Origin of the sequence: Pseudomonas sp. NFACC46-3, from assembly GCF_900114515.1 — a bacterium.
Lineage (GTDB): Bacteria > Pseudomonadota > Gammaproteobacteria > Pseudomonadales > Pseudomonadaceae > Aquipseudomonas > Aquipseudomonas fluorescens_Q.
In genome coordinates, this window is the sequence record NZ_FOTH01000011.1 from 123,561 (window position 1) to 143,110 (window position 19,550).

General features: G+C 60.7%; 16 protein-coding genes, 3 tRNA genes and 1 pseudogene. 16 read left to right on the forward strand and 4 right to left on the reverse strand.

Annotated elements, in window-relative coordinates:
• Positions 1-123: 123 nt before the first annotated feature.
• From BM300_RS13705 to BM300_RS13765, 13 genes are all read left to right on the forward strand, one after another.
• Positions 124-1,134 carry an aspartate-semialdehyde dehydrogenase gene (locus BM300_RS13705; protein WP_092463137.1) on the forward strand — a complete coding sequence of 337 codons (1,011 nt, stop codon included), beginning with the start codon at positions 124-126 and terminating at the stop codon, positions 1,132-1,134.
• Between the two features lie 210 nt (positions 1,135-1,344).
• Positions 1,345-3,939: a FimV/HubP family polar landmark protein gene (locus tag BM300_RS13710; protein WP_092149278.1), complete on the forward strand. Its 2,595-nt coding sequence runs from the start codon at positions 1,345-1,347 to the stop codon at positions 3,937-3,939.
• Between the two features lie 372 nt (positions 3,940-4,311).
• Entirely contained in the window at positions 4,312-5,136 is an 825-nt protein-coding gene (gene truA / locus BM300_RS13715) for a tRNA pseudouridine(38-40) synthase TruA (protein WP_018610821.1), read from the forward strand.
• Positions 5,137-5,199: 63 nt separating this feature from the next.
• Positions 5,200-5,832 carry a phosphoribosylanthranilate isomerase gene (locus BM300_RS13720; RefSeq protein WP_092463139.1) on the forward strand — a complete coding sequence of 211 codons (633 nt, stop codon included), beginning with the start codon at positions 5,200-5,202 and terminating at the stop codon, positions 5,830-5,832.
• Positions 5,833-6,084: 252 nt separating this feature from the next.
• A complete protein-coding gene (accD, locus tag BM300_RS13725) occupies positions 6,085-7,005 on the forward strand; it encodes an acetyl-CoA carboxylase, carboxyltransferase subunit beta (protein ID WP_058546590.1) in 921 nt (306 codons plus the stop codon).
• Positions 7,002-8,309: a bifunctional tetrahydrofolate synthase/dihydrofolate synthase gene (gene folC / locus BM300_RS13730; RefSeq protein WP_092463141.1), complete on the forward strand. Its 1,308-nt coding sequence runs from the start codon at positions 7,002-7,004 to the stop codon at positions 8,307-8,309. Before accD ends, folC begins: the two co-directional genes overlap by 4 nt.
• Entirely contained in the window at positions 8,293-8,967 is a 675-nt protein-coding gene (locus tag BM300_RS13735) for an SPOR domain-containing protein (RefSeq protein WP_092463143.1), read from the forward strand. The genes folC and BM300_RS13735 overlap by 17 nt, the downstream gene beginning before the upstream one ends.
• An 89-nt stretch (positions 8,968-9,056) precedes the next feature.
• On the forward strand, positions 9,057-9,617 hold the full coding sequence (locus BM300_RS13740; protein ID WP_030142022.1) for a CvpA family protein: 561 nt from the start codon (positions 9,057-9,059) through the stop codon (positions 9,615-9,617).
• A 41-nt stretch (positions 9,618-9,658) separates the two neighbouring features.
• A complete protein-coding gene (purF, locus tag BM300_RS13745) occupies positions 9,659-11,164 on the forward strand; it encodes an amidophosphoribosyltransferase (RefSeq protein ID WP_063320319.1) in 1,506 nt (501 codons plus the stop codon).
• Positions 11,165-11,222: 58 nt separating this feature from the next.
• Positions 11,223-12,434, forward strand: coding sequence for an O-succinylhomoserine sulfhydrylase (locus BM300_RS13750; protein WP_092463145.1), 1,212 nt, complete (start codon positions 11,223-11,225; stop codon positions 12,432-12,434).
• On the forward strand, positions 12,431-13,204 hold the full coding sequence (locus BM300_RS13755; RefSeq protein WP_063320321.1) for an SDR family oxidoreductase: 774 nt from the start codon (positions 12,431-12,433) through the stop codon (positions 13,202-13,204). The genes BM300_RS13750 and BM300_RS13755 overlap by 4 nt, the downstream gene beginning before the upstream one ends.
• A 168-nt stretch (positions 13,205-13,372) precedes the next feature.
• A tRNA-Val gene (locus tag BM300_RS13760) sits at positions 13,373-13,448 on the forward strand.
• 220 nt (positions 13,449-13,668) lie between these two features.
• A tRNA-Asp gene (locus BM300_RS13765) sits at positions 13,669-13,745 on the forward strand.
• 207 nt (positions 13,746-13,952) lie between these two features.
• On the opposite strand, the gene BM300_RS13770 is transcribed toward BM300_RS13765, so the two are convergent.
• Positions 13,953-15,236, reverse strand: coding sequence for an NAD(P)/FAD-dependent oxidoreductase (locus BM300_RS13770; RefSeq protein WP_092347624.1), 1,284 nt, complete (start codon positions 15,234-15,236; stop codon positions 13,953-13,955).
• A gap of 183 nt (positions 15,237-15,419) precedes the next feature.
• Between BM300_RS13770 and BM300_RS13775 the strand changes: the two genes are divergently transcribed.
• Positions 15,420-15,496: transfer RNA gene (locus BM300_RS13775), tRNA-Val, on the forward strand.
• 85 nt (positions 15,497-15,581) lie between these two features.
• A complete protein-coding gene (locus BM300_RS13780; protein WP_092222580.1) occupies positions 15,582-16,226 on the forward strand; it encodes a hypothetical protein in 645 nt (214 codons plus the stop codon).
• 455 nt (positions 16,227-16,681) lie between these two features.
• Here BM300_RS13780 and BM300_RS13785 read toward each other — a convergent pair.
• Together BM300_RS13785 and BM300_RS13795 are read right to left on the reverse strand one after the other, a co-directional pair.
• Positions 16,682-17,098: pseudogene (locus tag BM300_RS13785) on the reverse strand (type II toxin-antitoxin system HicB family antitoxin); the annotation flags it as partial.
• A gap of 544 nt (positions 17,099-17,642) precedes the next feature.
• A complete protein-coding gene (locus BM300_RS13795; protein ID WP_092463149.1) occupies positions 17,643-18,512 on the reverse strand; it encodes an AraC family transcriptional regulator in 870 nt (289 codons plus the stop codon).
• A gap of 327 nt (positions 18,513-18,839) precedes the next feature.
• Here BM300_RS13795 and BM300_RS13800 point away from each other — a divergent pair, with 327 nt between their 5' ends.
• Entirely contained in the window at positions 18,840-19,112 is a 273-nt protein-coding gene (locus BM300_RS13800) for a hypothetical protein (protein ID WP_092463179.1), read from the forward strand.
• A gap of 127 nt (positions 19,113-19,239) precedes the next feature.
• Here BM300_RS13800 and BM300_RS13805 read toward each other — a convergent pair whose 3' ends face one another.
• Complete coding sequence (locus BM300_RS13805; RefSeq protein WP_038858737.1) at positions 19,240-19,548, reverse strand: addiction module antidote protein; 309 nt, start codon at positions 19,546-19,548, stop codon at positions 19,240-19,242.
• Positions 19,549-19,550 lie beyond the last annotated feature (2 nt).

The window sequence follows — 19,550 nt, forward strand, 5'->3', positions numbered from 1 at the left end:
TGTGAGAGGTGCGGGTTTTTTTATCTCGGTCGGGTGAGTGCCACAGGTTCTCTTGTGTTCAATTGCTTGCCCGCCAGCCACCCGGTAAAGTGCCGCTCCCCACGTTTTACCTGAGGTAGACCCATGAGCCAGTCCTTTGATATTGCCGTGATCGGCGCCACCGGTACTGTCGGCGAAACCCTCGTGCAGATTCTCGAAGAGCGGGACTTCCCGGTCGGCAACCTGCACCTGCTGGCCAGCAGCGAATCGGCAGGCAGCTCGGTGATGTTCCGCGGCAAAAACGTGCGGGTGCGCGAAGTCGACGAGTTCGATTTCAGCAAGGTCCAACTGGTGTTCTTCGCCGCTGGTCCGGCAGTGACCCTGAGTTTCGCCCCGCGGGCCACGGCGGCTGGCTGTGCGCTGATCGACCTGTCCGGGGCCTTGCCGCCTGAACAGGCCCCGCAGATCGTGCCGGAAGCCAATGCCCAGATGCTCGCCGGCTTGGGCAAGCCGTTGCAGGTCAGCAGCCCCAGCGCTTCGGCCACGGCCTTGGCGGTGGTGCTGGCGCCGCTGCGCGAATGCCTGGACTTGCAGCGCATCAGCCTGACCGCGAGCCTCGCTGTGTCGGCCCAGGGCCGCGTGGCGGTGAGCGAGTTGGCGCGCCAGACCGCCGAGCTGCTCAACGCCCGTCCGCTGGAGCCGAAATTCTTTGATCGACAGATGGCGTTCAACCTGCTGGCCCAGGTCGGCACCCCGGACGAGCAGGGTCATACGCAGCTGGAAAAGCGCCTGGTCCGCGAGTTGCGCCAGCTGCTGAATCAACCTTTGTTAAAGATTTCCGTAACTTGCATTCAAGCCCCGGTGTTTTTTGGCGATAGCTTTAGCGTGACTGTGCAGTCTGCGAGTCCCGTCGACCTGGTCAAGGTCAACGCGGCGTTGGAAGCGGCACCCGGTATCGAGTTGGTGGATGCGGGCGATTATCCGACGGCGGTGGGCGATGCGGTGGAGCAGGATGTGGTCTACGTTGGTCGTGTGCGCGGTGGGATCGACGATCCGGCGGAACTAAATATGTGGCTGACGTCAGATAACGTGCGCAAGGGCGCGGCACTCAATGCCGTGCAGGTGGCTGAGTTGTTGATAAAAGACTTGCTGTAAAAGATACTTGGCATCAATTTGTCGAATGATTCTAGCTGGGCGCTATGCTTGGTCGGAGTGCTGAAGGCGAACATCCCTCTGGGCGACTTTCCCGGGGCATGAGTGAAATGATCGCGCGCACCGTCGCATCGGGGCTGCGCGCAATGCCTTACGGCAGCGGCATCAATACCTTCTCGCTGGCCGAGGAATGTTCAAACAAAGGAAGAGGCTATGGTTCAAGTTCGCAAACTGGTGTTAGCAATAGCGGCCGCCTCGGCGCTGTCCTCCGGTATGGCGCAAGCGCTCGGGCTCGGGGAATTGACCCTGAAGTCGACGCCGAACCAGCCTCTGGTCGCCGAGATCGAGTTGCTCGACGTCCAGCAACTGACCGCTGCCGAAGTCGTGCCGAGCCTGGCCTCGCCCGATGACTTCGCCAAGGCCGGCGTCGACCGCCAGGCCTTTCTCAACGACCTGAGCTTCACCCCGGTGATCAACGCCAATGGCAAGAGCGTCCTGCGGGTAACGTCCAGCCGGCCGCTGTCTGAACCGATGGTCAAGTTCCTGGTGCAGGTGATGTGGCCCAACGGCCGTCTGCTGCGCGACTACAGCGTATTGCTCGATCCTTCCAAATTCTCGCCACAGGCCGCTGACGCGGCCCGGGCGAAACCGCCCCAGGTCGTGGCCACGCCGGTCACCGGGGCCACCAAGCCTTCCCAATACACCACCACGCCGCGCGATACCCTGTGGGAAATCGCCGCCAAGGTGCGTAATGGTGGGTCGGTCCAGCAAACCATGCTTGCGATCCAGGCGTTGAACCCGAACGCATTCATCAACGGCAACATCAACCTGCTCAAGACCGGTCAGGTCTTGCGCCTGCCCGACCCGGTGCAAAGCACTGCACTGCCGCAACCCCAGGCCATCGCTGAAGTGGCTGCGCAGAACGCCGCCTGGCGCTCGGGTCGCCGTGGCGTGGCGGGTGCTGGCAAGCAGCAGTTGGATGCCACCAAGCGTGGCCGTGGCGAAGGCGCGCCGGCGCAGGCTGCCGGTCGCGACAACTTGAGCCTGGTGTCGGCCGACTCGGCGAAGGCGGGCGGCAAGGGCAAGGGCGCTGCCGGCGATGCCCAGGCGCTTAGCAACAAGCTTGCAGTCACCCAGGAAAGCCTCGACTCGGCTCGCCGGGATAACGAAGAACTGAAAAGTCGCATGGCAGATCTGCAGAGCCAACTGGACAAACTGCAGCGCCTGATCGAGCTGAAGAACAACCAACTGGCCAAGATGCAGGCCGAAGGTGCTGCCGTTCCTCCTGCTGGCGAGGCACCTCCTGCAATGTCCGCAGAGTTGACCCCTGCGCCAGCGGCACAGGCCCCGACGGCTGCGCCTGCGCCAGAGGCGGCCCCGGAAGCGACGCCGCCTGCCGCTCCGGTCGAGCCGACGCCTGCCGCGTCCAACGAGCAAAAATACAATGACCTGCTGACCAACCCGATCCTGCTGGGATTGATTGGCGGCGGCGCGGTGCTCCTGCTGTTGCTGCTGTTGTTGCTCGCCCGTCGCCGCAAGGCTCAACAGGAAGCGGAAAAGCATTTGCGCATGGCTCGAGCCCTCGAGGAGGAGGCTGACTTCTCCCCGGAGCTCGATCTGCCCCCGAGCAGCTTCGAGGGCATTGATGTTCCACCGCCAAGCGTGAAACTCGAGCCAAAACCCGCGCCTGCCCCTGCGCCAGTACCCAAGCCGGCTCCGGTGGTCGCGCCTGTGGTGGTCACACCGCCTATCGCGGCGCCATTGGTGGCTCCGGCTGCCGAGCGCTCCGACGACGTGCTGCCCCAGGCCCAGTCCCATATCGACCGCGGTCGCTTGAACCAGGCCGCTGACTTGCTTGAGCAAGGCATCAAGGCCGAGCCTCAGCGCAGCGACCTGCGCCTGAAGCTGATGGAAGTCTACGGTCAGCAGGGCGACCGCGACGCTTTCGTCGCCCAAGAACGCCAATTGGTGGCCAATGGCGAGAATTTCGCCCAGGTCGAACAGCTGAAAAGCCGTTTCCCGGCCATGGTGGTCGCCACCGCCGCAGGCTTGGCCGCCGCGACCGTGGCAGCAGAGCTGGACGCGCAGTACGTCAAGGACCTGCTGGAAGACAAGACGCCGACCGACGAGGAGTTGGACAACGCTTTCGACCTGAGCCTGGATGACCTGGAAGCGACCCCGGTTGCGCCGGCGCCAGAGCCTGTCGCTGAGCTGGACGCGTTCCCGGAAGATGACGACCTGAGTTTCGAGTCGGTGCTCAAGCAGCAGACTGAAGCCAACGAAAGCCTGGACGACCTGTCGGAATTCGACCTGGACCTGGGCGCCGAGGCGCCGACGCCGGTTGCGGCGCTCGACGATGAAGACTTCCTGCTGGACTTGGACGACGACCTCAAGGGCCTGGATCTGCCTGCGACTGAAACGCCAGCCTTGGCCGACATCCCAGCCGACGATCTCGAACTGCCAGCGGATTTCGATCTGTCCCTGTCTGACGAAATGGACGCGCACGATGCGCCCAAGGATGCCTTCGAGTCCGAGCTGGACGATGTGAACGCCGAGCTGGATCGCCTGTCCGACAGCCTGGGCCAGCCGACGTTTACCGCCGAAGATGCCTTGGTCGGCGCCGAAGACGAACCGGACTTCGACTTCCTTAGCGGTACCGATGAAGTGGCGACCAAGCTCGATCTGGCCCAGGCCTACATCGATATGGGCGACAACGACGGCGCCCGCGACATCCTCGGCGAAGTCCTCAGCGAAGGCGACGCTACCCAGAAGAGCGAAGCGCAGGAGATGTTGTCGCGCCTGGCGTGAATCAGCGGTTATACAAAAACGGCAGCCGGTGAGGCTGCCGTTTTTTTTTGCGGGTGATTCGCACCGCTCTTGGTGGCGAGGGAGCTTGCTCCCGCTCGAGTGCGCAGCGCTCGCAAAAGTGCTCGACGCACCATGGAGGGGGTCTGCTTCGCAGCCCAGCGGGAGCAAGCTCCCTCGCCACAAGGACTTGTCTTGGTCTGGAAAATCACCTGAGCCTCTGTGGGAGCGAGCTTGTTCGCGATAGCGCCAGCCCATTCAACACAGGATCACCCGCCGGAGTGGCATCCCAAGCCATCGGCCTTATAATGCCCGCCTTTGCGTACTTCAGCAGGCTGTAATTTCTTGGCAAACATAGACAACCCGGCCGCCGAAATGGCGGCCGACGGCTTTTTCCGGATCGCCTTGGGCGTTGAATACAAAGGCTCGCGCTATCGTGGCTGGCAGCGCCAGGCTTCCGGTGTGTTGACGGTGCAGGAAACCCTCGAAAACGCCCTGTCCAAAGTCGCTGACTCGCCCGTGTCGCTGCATTGCGCCGGCCGTACCGATGCCGGCGTGCATGCCTGCGGCCAAGTGGTGCATTTCGACACCCAGGTCGAGCGTTCGATGAAGGCCTGGGTGATGGGCGCCAACATCAACTTGCCCCACGACGTCAGCGTCAGTTGGGCGAAGGTGATGCCGGCGCATTTCCATGCACGCTTCAAGGCCATCGCCCGGCGTTATCGCTACGTGATCTACAACGATCAGATCCGCCCGGCGCACCTGAATGAAGAAATCACCTGGAATCACCGCCCGCTGGACGTCGAACGCATGGCCGAGGCCGCGCAATACCTGGTCGGTGTCCATGATTTCAGCGCCTTCCGTGCCGGCCAGTGCCAGGCCAAATCGCCGATCAAGGAGTTGCATCACCTGCGCGTGACCCGTCACGGCAAGATGATCGTGCTCGACATCCGCGCCAGCGCGTTCCTGCATCACATGGTGCGCAACATTGCCGGCGTGCTGATGACCATTGGTGCTGGCGAACGGCCGGTGGAGTGGATCAAGGAAGTGCTCGACAGCCGTGTCCGTCGCTCCGGTGGCGTCACCGCGCACCCGTTTGGCTTGTACCTGGTACAGGTCGAATATCGCGATGAATTCGAGCTGCCGGAGCGTTACATCGGGCCACATTTCCTCACGGGCTTCTCGGAACTCGACGGCTGACGCCCTCCGCAGCATTTGCTACCATCCGGGACTTTCACGGATTTGCCTGAGGTTTTACCCACCATGCCGGTCGTTCGCAGCAAGATTTGCGGGATTACCCGCGTCGAGGACGCGTTGGCGGCTGTCGAGGCCGGGGCCGATGCCATCGGGCTGGTGTTTTACGCCAAGAGCCCGCGCGCGGTGACGGTGCAGCAGGCGAGGGCGATTATCCAGGCCTTGCCGCCGTTCGTGACGCCCGTGGGCCTGTTCGTCAACGCCAGTCGTTGCGAGTTAGGCGAAATACTCGATGCGGTGCCGCTGGGCCTGTTGCAGTTTCATGGCGACGAGGCCCCGGCCGATTGCGAAGGCTGGCATCGCCCGTACATCAAGGCGTTGCGGGTCAAGGCCGGGGATGACATTGCCGCCAGTTGCGCAGCGTTCGCCAGTGCCAGCGGCATTTTGCTGGACACCTATGTGGAAGGCGTTCCCGGAGGGACCGGCGAAGCGTTCGATTGGTCGCTGGTGCCCCAAGGCCTGGACAAACCGATCATCCTGGCCGGTGGCCTGACCGTGGACAACGTGGCCCAGGCCATTCGCCAGGTTCGCCCTTACGCGGTGGACGTGAGCGGAGGTGTGGAGCAGGGCAAGGGCATCAAGGACCCTGCAAAGATTCGTGCATTCATGGCCGCTGTGCGCAGCAGCCAGTCGTCAATGTGACGGCTGGCAGACTGCCGCCGTCCATACCAGCACTGTACAAAGCAGGCAGGTGCCGCCTCCGGGTGGGCCGATAGCGAAGTGGTAGCCGCCGTGCGGTTGCCGGGATGGCTGAGGAAGGTTGGGTTGCACGCAGGTCATGTTTTGCACTGACCGTGGTGGCCCCTCGACTCGCCGCACAATGAATTTAGCTCAAGGGCATACGCGGGGCCGCGAACCAAAGCGTTCGGGCCGCCGGTACTGGAGAAAGAAAGCATGAGCAACTGGTTGGTAGACAAACTGATCCCTTCGATCATGCGTTCCGAGGTGAAGAAAAGCTCGGTGCCTGAAGGTCTGTGGCACAAATGTCCATCCTGCGAAGCGGTGCTGTACCGCCCCGAGCTGGAAAAGACCCTGGACGTTTGCCCCAAGTGCAACCATCACATGCGCATCAGTGCGCGTGCCCGTATCGACATTTTCCTCGATGCAGAAGGCCGTGTTGAGCTGGGTGCCGACCTGGAGCCAGTGGACCGTCTGAAATTCCGTGACGGCAAGAAGTACAAGGATCGCCTGACCGCTGCCCAGAAGCAGACCGGCGAAAAAGACGCGCTGATATCCATGAGTGGCACCCTGCTGGGCATGCCGGTGGTGGTGTCGGCCTTCGAATTTTCCTTCATGGGCGGCTCCATGGGTGCCATCGTCGGTGAGCGCTTCGTTCGTGCCGCCAACTACGCTCTGGAAAACCGTTGCCCGATGATCTGCTTCGCCGCTTCCGGCGGTGCGCGGATGCAGGAAGCGCTGATCTCCCTGATGCAAATGGCCAAGACCTCCGCGGTGCTGGCGCGTCTGCGCGAAGAAGGCATTCCGTTCATCTCGGTGCTGACCGACCCGGTCTACGGTGGTGTTTCCGCCAGTCTGGCCATGTTGGGCGACGTGATCGTCGGCGAGCCGAAAGCCTTGATCGGCTTTGCCGGCCCGCGCGTGATCGAGCAGACCGTGCGTGAAAAACTGCCGGAAGGCTTCCAGCGCAGTGAGTTCCTGCTGGAGCACGGCGCCATCGATATGATCATCCATCGTCAGGAGTTGCGTCCGCGCCTGGGCAATCTGCTGGCGCAACTGATGGGGCTGCCGACGCCGAAATTCGTCGCCGCGCCGATCGAGCCGATCGTGGTTCCGCCAGTGCCTGCCGGACTATGACCCAACGCACCCTGGGCGACTGGCTTGCCTACCTCGAGCAGTTGCATCCTTCGGCCATCGACATGGGGCTGGAGCGGTCGCAAGCGGTAGCGTCCCGGATGGGGCTGTCCAAGCCGGCGCCCCGGGTCATCACCGTCACTGGCACCAACGGCAAGGGTTCGACCTGCGCCTTCGTGGCTTCGCTGCTGCGGGCCCAGGGGCTGGGCGTCGGTGTCTACAGCTCGCCGCACCTGCTGCGCTACAACGAGCGGGTGCAAGTGAACGGCGTCGAAGCCACTGACGTCCAGCTGTGCGAAGCCTTTGCCGCGGTGGAAGCCGGGCGAGGCGATACAACCCTCACGTATTTCGAGATGGGCACCCTGGCGGCGTTCTGGTTGTTTGCCCGTGCCGGTCTCGATGCGGTTGTACTGGAGGTCGGCCTGGGCGGACGGTTGGATACGGTCAACCTGGTGGACGCAGACATTGCACTGGTCACCAGCATTGGTGTGGACCATGCCGATTACCTGGGCGATACCCGCGAATCCGTGGCCTTCGAGAAGGCCGGCATCTTTCGCCGGTGCGCGCCTGCGCTTTGCGGCGATCTCAATCCCCCCCAGCCGTTGCTGGACAAGGTGCGCGAATTGAGCTGCCCGTTCTTTCTGCGCGGGCGGGATTTCGACCTGGCGATGACCGAGCAGCATTGGCAATGGCGCGGCAGCGACCTGCAGGGCAATCCAGTGGAGTTGCACGATCTGCCCTTGCTGGACCTGCCGATGGAAAACGCCGCGCTGGCGCTCCAGGCCTATCTGTTGCTGGGCTTGCCATGGGATGCCGGGCAAATCGTCCAGGCGCTGCAGGCGACCCGTGTGGTCGGGCGCCTCGATCGTCGTCAGTTCGACTGGCAAGGCAAGCGTCTGAACCTGTTGCTGGATGTCGGCCATAACCCCCACGCGGCGCAGTACCTGGCCGAGCGCCTGGCACGGCGACCCGTGGTGGGGCGGCGCCTGGCGGTGTTCGGGCTACTGTCTGACAAGGATCTGGATGGCGTTGTCGAGGCGTTGGGTGCTAGTGTCCAGCATTGGGCGGTGACGCCACTGGATTCGCCGCGCTCGCGTACCGCGGCGCAGTTGCAGGAAGCCTTGCAGCGCCATGGCGCTTCAGTGCAGGCCTACGCTAGCGTGGCCGCCGCGCTGGAAGGGCAGTGCGCCCTGGCGACGGCCGATGATGAAATCCTGCTGTTCGGATCATTTTTTTGTGTTGCCGAGGCCCTTCAATGGTTGGCCCGGCGCTCCACGGAGGAGGCTGCAGATGGCATTGCTGGATAAGGCGTACAAGCAGCGCATGGTCGGGGCCCTGGTGTTGGTGGCCTTGGCGGTGATTTTCCTGCCGATGCTGTTTTCCCGTCAGGACGAGCAACGCCAGGTCACGGTCGACGCGCCGGCCGCGCCCCAGGCACCTTCGGTGCCGCCGGTGCAAGTCGAGCCAGTGGCGGTGCCCGAGCCCCAGGCGTTGCCTCAGGAACCTGTCCCGAGCGACGAGGAATTGGCCGAGCAATCGGCGCCGTCGATGCCGATTGCGCCTGTACCCGCAACGCCTGCGTCTGCCGCACCGACCAAGCCGTCAGTCGCTCCGACTCCAGCTCCCGTTCCGGCTGCTCCAGCGGTCAAGCCGGCCCCAAGCCAGCCGATTACCGCCGCCACGACCAAGCCTGACACCACGCAAAGCCGCGTGGATGCCAATGGCCTGTCGGTCAGCTGGTCGGTGCAGCTGGCCAGCCTGACCAGCCGTGAAAGTGCCGAGAACTTGCAGAAAACCCTGCGCAGCCAGGGCTACAACGCCTACATCCGTTCCGCCGATGGCAAGAACCGGGTGTTTGTCGGGCCGCTGATCGAGCGCGCCGAAGCCGATCGCCTGCGTGATCTGCTCAGCCGCCAGCAGAACCTCAAGGGTTTTGTGGTGCGCTTCCAGCCAGAGCGCGGCTGACAGCGATTTGGCTGATTTGAATCGTGCAGCTTACCGACAGCCCTGCGCTCTGCTAAAATGCGCCGCCTTATCCGTCTGTAGGCTGCACCGTGCCATTTACCTGGGTTGACTGGGCGATCGTTGCGATCGTCGCCATCTCCGCATTGATCAGTCTGAGTCGCGGCTTCGTCAAGGAAGCCCTCTCGCTGCTGACCTGGATCATCGCGGGAGTCGTAGCCTGGATGTTTGGTGGTTCGCTGTCCCAGTACCTCGCCGGATACATCGAAACTCCGTCGGCTCGCGTGATCGCGGGCTGTGCCATCTTGTTTATCGCCACCTTGCTGGTTGGCGCAATGATCAATTATCTGATCGGCGAACTGATTCGCGTCACCGGGCTTTCCGGGACGGACCGGTTCCTGGGCATGGCCTTTGGCGCGGCGCGTGGCGCGTTGCTGGTGGTCGTGGCCGTCGGGCTCTTGAGCCTGGGGCCGGTACAGCAGGATACGTGGTGGCAGGAGTCCCGGCTCGTGCCACAATTTCTATTGGTCGCAGACTGGTCCAAAAACCTGATCCTGGGTTGGAGTAGTCAGTGGCTTGCCAGCGGTATCAGCGTACCCGCTGAAATACCGTTCAAGGAACACCTCTTGCCGACGGCCAAAACGCCGCAGTGAGTGTTGTTCAGTTCAGATCCATTAAGTAGGGGTTGCGTCGCATGTGTGGCATCGTCGGTATCGTCGGTAAGTCGAACGTCAATCAGGCGCTGTATGACGCGCTAACCGTGCTCCAGCACCGCGGCCAGGACGCTGCCGGTATCGTGACCAGCCATGACGGCCGGTTATTCCTGCGCAAGGACAACGGCCTGGTGCGTGATGTGTTCCACCAGCGCCACATGCAGCGCCTGGTCGGCCACATGGGTATCGGCCACGTGCGCTACCCGACCGCGGGCAGCTCGACGTCGGCTGAAGCCCAGCCGTTCTACGTCAACTCGCCGTACGGCATCACCCTGGCGCACAACGGCAACCTGACCAACGTCGAGCAACTGGCCAAGGAGATCTACGAATCTGACTTGCGCCACGTCAACACCAATTCCGACTCGGAAGTGATGCTCAACGTGTTCGCCCATGAGCTGGCCCAGCGCGGCAAGCTGCAGCCGACCGAAGAAGACGTATTTGCCGCCGTGACCGACGTGCACAACCGTTGCGTCGGCGGCTATGCGGTGGTGGCAATGATCACCGGCTACGGCATCGTCGGTTTCCGCGATCCCCACGGCATCCGCCCGATCGTGTTCGGCCAGCGCCACACCGACGAAGGCGTCGAATACATGATTGCCTCCGAAAGCGTGTCCCTGGACGTGCTGGGCTTCACCCTGATTCGCGACCTGGCCCCGGGCGAAGCGGTCTACATCACAGAAGACGGCAAGCTGCACACCCGTCAGTGCGCGACCAACCCGTCCCTGACCCCGTGCATCTTCGAACACGTCTACCTGGCGCGTCCGGACTCGATCATCGATGGCGTCTCGGTCTACAAGGCCCGCCTGCGCATGGGTGAGAAACTCGCCGACAAGATCCTGCGCGAGCGTCCGGACCATGACATCGACGTGGTCATCCCGATCCCGGACACCAGCCGCACCGCGGCCCTGGAGCTGGCGAACCACCTGGGCGTCAAGTTCCGCGAAGGCTTCGTGAAGAACCGCTACATTGGCCGGACCTTCATCATGCCAGGCCAGGCTGCACGGAAAAAATCCGTACGCCAGAAGCTCAACGCCATCGAACTGGAGTTCCGCGGCAAGAACGTGATGCTGGTGGACGACTCCATCGTCCGTGGCACCACGTGCAAGCAGATCATTCAGATGGCCCGTGAAGCCGGCGCCAAGAACGTGTATTTCTGCTCTGCGGCCCCGGCCGTGCGCTACCCTAACGTCTACGGCATCGACATGCCGAGTGCCCATGAGCTGATCGCTCATAACCGTACCACCCAGGATGTGGCCGACCTGATCGGCGCCGACTGGTTGATCTACCAGGACCTGCCGGACCTGATCGAAGCGGTCGGTGGCGGCAAGATCAAGATCGAGCACTTCGATTGCGCGGTATTCGACGGCAAGTACGTCACCGGCGACGTCGACGAGGCCTACCTGAACAAGATCGAGAACGCACGTAACGATGCGTCCAAGGCCAAGACTCAGGCGGTCAGCGCGATCATCGATCTGTACAACAATTGATTAACCAACCGGCCCTGAGGGGCCGGTTTGCGTTTAAACCGATTTCAGGAGTGACAGCATGAGTCAGGATTGGGATGCCGGTCGGCTGGACAGCGACCTTGAAGGCGTAGCGTTCGATACCCTGGCGGTTCGCGCGGGTCAGCACCGTACACCGGAAGCCGAACATGGCGATCCGATGTTTTTTACCTCCAGCTACGTGTTCCGCACTGCTGGCGATGCAGCCGCACGGTTTGCCGGTGAAGTGCCGGGCAACGTTTACTCGCGTTACACCAACCCGACCGTGCGGGCCTTCGAGGAGCGCATCGCCGCCCTGGAAGGCGCCGAGCAAGCGGTGGCCACTGCCACCGGCATGGCCGCGATCATGGCCGTGGTGATGAGCCTGTGCAGCGCTGGCGACCACGTGCTGGTGTCGCGCAGCGTCTTCGGCTCGACCATCAGCCTGTTCGAAAAGTACTTCAAGCGCTTTGGCGTGGAAGTCGATTACGTGCCCCTGGCGGACCTGTCTGCTTGGGATGCGGCAATCAAGGCCAATACCAAGTTGCTGTTCGTCGAGTCGCCTTCCAACCCTCTGGCCGAGCTGGTGGACATCGCCGCGCTGGCGGAAATCGCCCACGCCAAGGGCGCCATGCTGGTGGTCGATAACTGCTTCTGTACCCCGGCGCTGCAACAACCGCTGAAAATGGGTGCGGACGTGGTGGTGCATTCGGCCACCAAGTTCATCGACGGCCAGGGTCGTTGCATGGGCGGCGTGGTGGCCGGTCGTGGCGAACAGATGAAAGAAGTCGTGGGCTTTTTGCGCACCGCAGGCCCCACCCTCAGCCCGTTCAACGCCTGGATCTTCCTCAAGGGCCTGGAAACCCTGGGCCTGCGCATGAAAGCCCATTGCGCCAATGCCCAGGCCTTGGCCGAGTGGCTGGAGCAGCAGGATGGCATCGAGAAGGTGCATTACGCCGGCCTAAAGAGCCATCCGCAGCATGACCTGGCCTTGCGTCAGCAACGCGGTTTCGGCGCGGTGGTGAGCTTTGAGGTCAAGGGGGGCAAGGAGGGCGCCTGGCGCTTCATCGACGCGACCCGGTTGATTTCCATCACCGCCAACCTGGGTGACAGCAAGACCACCATCACCCACCCGAGCACCACGTCCCACGGTCGCCTGTCGCCCCAGGAGCGTGAATCGGCGGGTATTCGTGACAGCTTGATCCGCGTTGCAGTCGGCCTGGAAGACGTGGCTGACCTGCAAGCCGACCTGGCCCGCGGGTTGGCGGCCTTGTGATCGAGCTGGCAACGCCACCGAGCGGCACTCATGGCCGGGTTGCCCTGGTTACGGGCGCCGCACGGGGCATCGGCCTGGGCATCGCTGCCTGGCTGATCTGTGAAGGCTGGCAGGTGGTGCTGACCGACCTGGATCGCGAACGCGGTTCCAAGGTGGCGAAGACCCTGGGCGACAATGCCTGGTTCATTGCCATGGACGTGGCGGACGAGGCGCAGGTCGCCACCGGTATCGCCGAGGTGCTTGGGCAGTTCGGGCGGCTCGACGCGCTGGTGTGCAACGCGGCCATCGCCGACCCGCACAACATCACCCTGGAAAGCCTGGACCTGGCTTATTGGAATCGGGTCCTGGCGGTGAACCTGGGTGGGCCGATGCTGCTGGCCAAGCACTGCGCGCCGTATCTGCGCGCTCACAACGGCGCCATCGTCAACCTGGCCTCGACCCGCGCTGCGCAATCGGAACCCGACACCGAAGCCTATGCGGCGAGCAAGGGCGGCTTGCTGGCCCTGACTCATGCCCTGGCCATCAGCCTCGGGCCGGAGATCCGGGTGAACGCCGTCAGCCCTGGCTGGATCGACGCGCGCGATCCCTCACAGCGTCGTGCACAGCCGCTGACCGACGCCGATCACGCCCAGCATCCAGCGGGCAGGGTAGGCACGGTAGAGGACGTGGCGGCGATGGTGGCGTGGCTGTTGTCGCGTAACGCCGGTTTTGTCACGGGGCAGGAGTTCGTGGTGGACGGCGGCATGACCAAGAAAATGATTTATGAGTGAGGAGCAGCTGCAAGTGGCGAGCTGCATGCTGCAAGCGACTATGCGGTGTTGGTGCTTCTGACTTGTAGCTTGAAGCTTGCCGCTCGAAGCTGTTTTTGAAAAAAAACCAACCCTGCTATTGACTTAGCTTCGGTACCTGCGTAAATTTCGCGGCCTCAACGAAGCAAAGGGTGATTAGCTCAGCTGGGAGAGCGTCTGCCTTACAAGCAGAATGTCGGCGGTTCGATCCCGTCATCACCCACCATGTTTTACGAGAGTTTTGCGAAAGCAAGACGGAAGCTGTCAAAAGCCTCCACCGACGCGCAGCGGTAGTTCAGTCGGTTAGAATACCGGCCTGTCACGCCGGGGGTCGCGGGTTCGAGTCCCGTTAGGAAAAACTTCCGAAGCAGGTTCGCCTGGTTCGAGATCCAAGCTCAAAGGGGTTGGGTCAGACGAGTTAACTGGACGCAAGTCCATAGCGATACGCAGCGGTAGTTCAGTCGGTTAGAATACCGGCCTGTCACGCCGGGGGTCGCGGGTTCGAGTCCCGTCCGCTGCGCCATATCTGCTTTGAGGCCCACTGAACGCCTTGAAGCTAAGAAGAAAGCTGCAAAGCTACTTCTAATCGATAGCAAAGACCCTGGTCGAAAGACCGGGGTTTTTTGTTTTTGGCGAAATGACATTGGAACAAACCCGTGGCGAGGGAGCTTGCTGTGGCGAGGGGATTTATCCCCGCAGGGCTGCGAAGCAGCCCTTGTTGTTGGTGGCTTCAGAACCCCAATTTATCCCGCAACCCGTAATACCAAGCCCCCATTGCCGCGAACGGCGTACGCAACAACTGCCCACCGGGGAAAGGGTAGTGGGGCAGGTCGGCAAACGCATCAAAGCGCTCAGCCTGACCCCGCAGTGCTTCCGCCAGAACCTTGCCCGCCAGATGCGTATACGTCACGCCGTGGCCGCTGCAGCCCTGGGAATAATAAATGTTATCCCCCAGTCGCCCGACCTGTGGAAGACGCGACAGCGTCAGCAGGAAATTTCCGGTCCAGGCGTAATCGATCTTCACATCCTTGAGCTGCGGGAAGGCCTTGAGCATCTTCGGCCGAATGATCGCCTCAATGTTCGCCGGATCCCTCGCGCCATATACCACGCCGCCCCCGAAGATCAGGCGCTTGTCGCCGGTCAGGCGGTAGTAATCAAGCAGGTAGTTGCAGTCTTCAACGCAATAATCCTGCGGCAGTAGGCGGCGAGCCAGCTCATCACCCAGCGGCTCAGTGGCGATGACCTGGGTGCCGCACGGCATGGACTTGGCGGCCAGCTCCGGCACCAGGTTGCCCAGGTAGGCATTGCCCGCCACGATAATGAACTTGGCCCTGACCTTGCCCTGTGGTGTATGCACCACCGGGCTGGCGCCTCGTTCGATACGCACCGCAGGCGACTGTTCATAAATCACCCCACCCAGCGACTCCACCGCCGCCGCTTCGCCCAGCGCCAGGTTGAGCGGATGAATATGCCCGCCGCTCATATCGAGCATGCCGCCCACATACTCATCGCAAGCCACCACCTCGCGAATACGCCGCTGATCCAGCAACTCCAACTGGGTATGCCCGAAACGCTCCCATAAGCGCTTCTGCGACTCCAGGTGGCCCATCTGTTTAGCGGTGAGGGCGGCGAATACGCCGCCGTCCTTCAAATCACACTGAATCTGATACTTCGCCACCCGCTCACGAATGATCCGTCCACCCTCAAACGCCATGTTGCCCAGCAACTGCGCCTGCTGAGGGCCAACGCTGCGTTCGATCACATCAATATCGCGGCTATAACTGTTAACGATCTGCCCGCCGTTGCGACCCGAAGCCCCAAAGCCGACCTTCGCCGCCTCAAGCACGGTGACTTTGAAACCGTTCTCCAGCAAAAACAGTGCAGAGGACAGGCCGGTGTAACCAGCGCCGATCACGCACACATCCGTCTCGACGTCATCCTGCAGGGTAGGGCGCGGAGGAGTGGGGTTGGCCGACGCGGCGTAATAGGACGCTGGATAGGATGTGTTCGCCATTCTGCAACCTCTGTTTTATATTTTTTACGAATGCAGCGATCCTACCCGAGATAAAAATCGGCCGCCAGCCACCGCCAAGTCTTCGTCGCATCGGCGAAATTAAATATTTTGCATATTCATAGGGTTAGGTGAAAAAAAGGTGTTGACACCCCTCCGGAATTCCGTAGAATGCCGCCTCACAGCAGGCACGTAGCTCAGTTGGTTAGAGCACCACCTTGACATGGTGGGGGTCGTTGGTTCGAGTCCAATCGCGCCTACCAAACAAAATCCGCTCTGCTGGGCGGTCTAGAAGGGCCCACCGAAAGGTGGGCCCTTTTTTGTTGGCGTACACATAAGGACATGGTCATGCGGGTTGTCACTTCCATAACTTTTCTTGCTTTAGCACTTGCTGGTTGCTCTGGAATACCTTCAGTTCCATACGAAGAGCCTGCTCAATCAGAGGGCGTGGCGCGTGTTCGCGTTATCACGAACTCCGATGTGTATGGAGATAGCATCGTCGGCAGTTGTGCTCCTGCTACCCGGCATAAGATGGCAGAAGCCGGACGTTTCGGGCAGGACGGTACGGCGAGCATCAACTACCCGCAGTATCCCCTGAAGTCGGCGAGCATTGGCATACCGAAAAGAGTTTGGCCCAGTCTTATCCAGTACGTCCCTGCAATTCGGATGGGGGAAGGGGCTTACAAAGAGGTCGTGACCGAGTATCGCGTCAGGACGGATCTGCCATTCCAAATTGCAACCCTGGGCGCGACCATTGCGGGCAATGGCAGCTCTTACCGGACCTGTGGTGGCCAGGCGCTCGTTTACAAGCTGGAACCCGGGAAAGACTACGAAGCAGTGGTAGGGGTGGATGGCAGACCAAGCAAAGATGGCGAGCCAGCGCTTATTTGCATGTTGGCGGTTCTTGAAGTTACCACTTTGCCTGGCACTTCGATTGTGATCCCCCAAAAGCTGACGCCTGCTGCGCCTCCGCAGGTGGTCTGCAAAAACTGATAGGCACAGCCCGCCATTGAGCGGGTTTTGCGTCTAGCAGAAACGAGAAAGCCCCGACTTGGATCGGGGCTTTTGCGTTGCGGCGGATAACGAGAGGCATAGGCGCCTCTACAGTAATCGGGGCCTTTTCGTTTTCAGCCACGCTGGGTTTTTTGTTGCTTCAAATCCTCGTCATGAGTAGGGCCCAGGTCTTCATGTTTCAGTCTCGCAAGGCTAAAAGCGTCCCAGCCAAAGTTGCTGAGGCGTTCAGAACTTTCACTGAGCCACCAGAACTTATCGTCGTCATCGTCTAGAACTACGGTTGCGAGCTTTGGTGGAACGGCGGCGTACTCCTGTGCCAGTCCAATTGGCAGGCTCAATTCATCCAAGCCTTTATTTGCAAGATGCACGAGGTAACGGGTGGCCGTCGGCTCTTGAATTTGGCGAATCAACAATTTGGTTGGGTTCTGGCTCATTACCTTGACATCAACGTAGAGTTCAAGAGCATCCAGGGCGCGCTCGACCTGATCCATTTTGGAGGTGTGAAGAAAGTCGACCAAGCGATCGCCTTGGGCCTGATGCACACCGAGCAGTCGGCACAAGTCGGCCTTTCGCATATCTCGCTCCATCATGGTGTTCCAAAGCGCGATCTTCGCCACGGTCACCGCAGGTAGATGAACAACGTGTTCGCCTTCCAGCGGGGCGGACGCCGGCGGAATCGAGCGGCGCTCATCGACGTAGATGGAGAGGGTGGATTCAATCCCGTCCAGGGCTTCGCGGATAGCGTGCTTCCGATCATCGCCGTAGCTGTTCAGCTCTGGCAGGTCGCGGCAGAACACGGCAACGCCTGGGGCGCTAACGTCCTGTTCGAATCGGATTGGATAGTCGTACATCGTCACTCCTTGGAGGTGATAGTCCAGTGCTCAGGCGTGGTGAAAGGGCTCTTCAGAGCCCAGTTGTTTAATGATCGCCTTACCGGTCGGTTCCGGCTTTTCCTTGGAACTGTGATCCGCGAGGTAGCCTTGTTGCCGTGGGTGGACTTTGAAGTGGCTTCCTTTGCCTGCTTCGAAGGCCATCCTTTGGGTCTTCAACCATCGTCTGAGCTCGCTGAGCTTCATCACTTCGCTTGGTTGCTTGGATGAGTCCACTCTACAACATTTCTGTGTTAATACAACACTTGTGTGTTGTTTGGTTCGAGCAGTGCCCGGGCCATGCAGGCCACTTTTATTCTGAAATGACGATGGACCCTACTGATCTCGGCACAGGCACAGCTACCTGGATGAACTGACGAGCAAAACGAGCATCGCGCAGACCAGCTGTTTGCAGTTGATGGATGTAAGCGGGTGCCTCTCAGCTGTGTTGCGTCGACCGGTTGAATCCACAACCCTGAACGGACATTCATCGACGTCAGTTCAGGGTCGAAAACTGCTTGCTCCGCTATTGCAGCGGAACATACACATCAGTTTGCCAGTGATCCTGCGGTGTCTCGGGATAGATGCTCAAGTAATGGAAGAACAGCGGCTGGTCACGAAGTTCCTCTCCACTGCCAGGAAGCCAATCGCGGTAAATCGGATAGATCGTTTCGCCGATGTGATCCGGTGACCCCTCATGTCGCACCACGACACAGCGACCGCCGGGAATGACGATTTCGCGCACGCCGAACTCATTCGGCGCCACGGCCTCGTGAATCTCGCCGCAGATTGCGAAGCGGAATGCTTGCGCAGGTGTCGTGTCGGGGTTGCCATAGGGAATGCCAAAGCTGCGACTCGACGCCACCGGCGACTGTCCGCTCTGCTTACGCCACTCGATGAACTTACGCACGCTCTCATTGACGAGCCCGGCGGGCCCGCAGTGTTCAAATGCTGCGACCTTGACTTCAGGGAATTGCACGATTCGTATTTGCATGATGATAGTCCTGGAAAAATGAGGGATTGAGAACACCGCATTCCAGACCTGCCAGTTCGGCTCTTTCCTGAACGCACTTGGCGTCATACCGAACGCCCGCCTGAACGCCCTGCAAAAAGCCTCCGGACTTTCGAAGCCGGCACCGAGTGCGGCCTCCAGTACCGAGTGATCAGCGGTGGCGGCAAGGCGATGCGCCGCGCGTCGTAATCGCATCAGTTGCACATAACGTGAAACAGGCACGCCTACGAACGCGGTGAATTGTCGATGGAAGTGAAATGCCGAAAAGTTCGCCACATGGCTCAACGTATTCACCGACAGATCACCTTCGAGATTCTCATTAATGTAGGCGAGGACGGCGTTGAAGCGTTTTGCGTAAGCGAAGTTGGTCGACATGTCAGACACTTGGAAAAGGCTCCTGGAAGTACGGTCGGCAATAGAGTCGACTATAGCGCCGTGAACGCGCCTAGCCGCGTTTGCTCAAGGCACGTTTTGGGTTGGCACGTCCGATCTCTTCCAGGACGATGTGAAGGTCGGGGGGGGCATGTCAGGCGTTCACTTCTGGCCGTTCTCTGCCGGTGCTCACTGCTTGGTTTGCTGGTCAAGTCGAATGAGAAAGGAAAAAAGGATGAAAAAATTCTCAGCGCACAGATGGCGATTCGGGTTTGGCGACTCGATTGAATGAAGCGCAGAAGCTCCTGCTCCTAAATCAATTGAATGAAGGTACTGCTCATGCCCCGATACATGCCCATCACTGGCATCGACTGCATCCCCGCGACCCTGCTCATCGACACCGAAGCGCCTCTAGACGTTCTTTTCGAAACCGCCGATTACCGCATCCGCACGGTGACCCAAGTCTTGGAAAATATCGCGTTTCGCTCGGACATCAACTCAGACACGGTGGTGCTGACTGATTTTTGTAAATTGCTGACTACATCGTTACGCGATGGTTGTGATGTGATGGATGTGATTGGAAGACGATTGCGGGCACAGGCGGCGGAATAATGAAGACGGGCGACTTATAAGCCGCCCGTTTCATAAGCGGAGAACAGGGACAGACTACGATTATGAGACCGGCCAATTTTACAAGCGAACTCAAAATCGTGGTTTGTCCCGGTGTCTAATCCGTTCGTCAGGCAGGTGAATGATTAGCTGCATGCCCAGGCTGCGCATGAAGATCAATGCCTAGCGCATGAATGACCTTGAGTACGGTATCGAATCTCGGCTTTGATCCGGGTGCGAACGCCTTGTACAAGCTTTCTCGCCCCATGCCAGAGTCCTTGGCGATCTGCGCCATGCCGCGGGCCTTGGCGACATAGCCGATCGCTCGGAGAAACTCCTCGCTATCACCGTCAGCCAGCACTTGGGAAAGGTATTCACTGATGGCTTCGTCGCTATCGAGTAGTGCCGCCATGTCAAATGTCGTCAGGTGTTGGCTCATGT

Bases quoted from the DNA above. Each gene is read 5' to 3' on its own strand.
- BM300_RS13780 (WP_092222580.1), top strand. From the start codon at position 15,582: ATGCGGGTTGTCACTTCCATAACTTTTCTTGCTTTAGCACTTGCTGGT.
- accD (WP_058546590.1), top strand. From the start codon at position 6,085: ATGAGCAACTGGTTGGTAGACAAACTGATCCCTTCGATCATGCGTTCC.
- BM300_RS13750 (WP_092463145.1), top strand. From the start codon at position 11,223: ATGAGTCAGGATTGGGATGCCGGTCGGCTGGACAGCGACCTTGAAGGC.
- BM300_RS13800 (WP_092463179.1), top strand. From the start codon at position 18,840: ATGCCCCGATACATGCCCATCACTGGCATCGACTGCATCCCCGCGACC.
- truA (WP_018610821.1), top strand. From the start codon at position 4,312: ATGGCGGCCGACGGCTTTTTCCGGATCGCCTTGGGCGTTGAATACAAA.
- BM300_RS13720 (WP_092463139.1), top strand. From the start codon at position 5,200: ATGCCGGTCGTTCGCAGCAAGATTTGCGGGATTACCCGCGTCGAGGAC.
- BM300_RS13705 (WP_092463137.1), top strand. From the start codon at position 124: ATGAGCCAGTCCTTTGATATTGCCGTGATCGGCGCCACCGGTACTGTC.
- BM300_RS13805 (WP_038858737.1), bottom strand. From the start codon at position 19,548: ATGAGCCAACACCTGACGACATTTGACATGGCGGCACTACTCGATAGC.
- BM300_RS13770 (WP_092347624.1), bottom strand. From the start codon at position 15,236: ATGGCGAACACATCCTATCCAGCGTCCTATTACGCCGCGTCGGCCAAC.
- BM300_RS13735 (WP_092463143.1), top strand. From the start codon at position 8,293: ATGGCATTGCTGGATAAGGCGTACAAGCAGCGCATGGTCGGGGCCCTG.
- BM300_RS13710 (WP_092149278.1), top strand. From the start codon at position 1,345: ATGGTTCAAGTTCGCAAACTGGTGTTAGCAATAGCGGCCGCCTCGGCG.
- folC (WP_092463141.1), top strand. From the start codon at position 7,002: ATGACCCAACGCACCCTGGGCGACTGGCTTGCCTACCTCGAGCAGTTG.
- purF (WP_063320319.1), top strand. From the start codon at position 9,659: ATGTGTGGCATCGTCGGTATCGTCGGTAAGTCGAACGTCAATCAGGCG.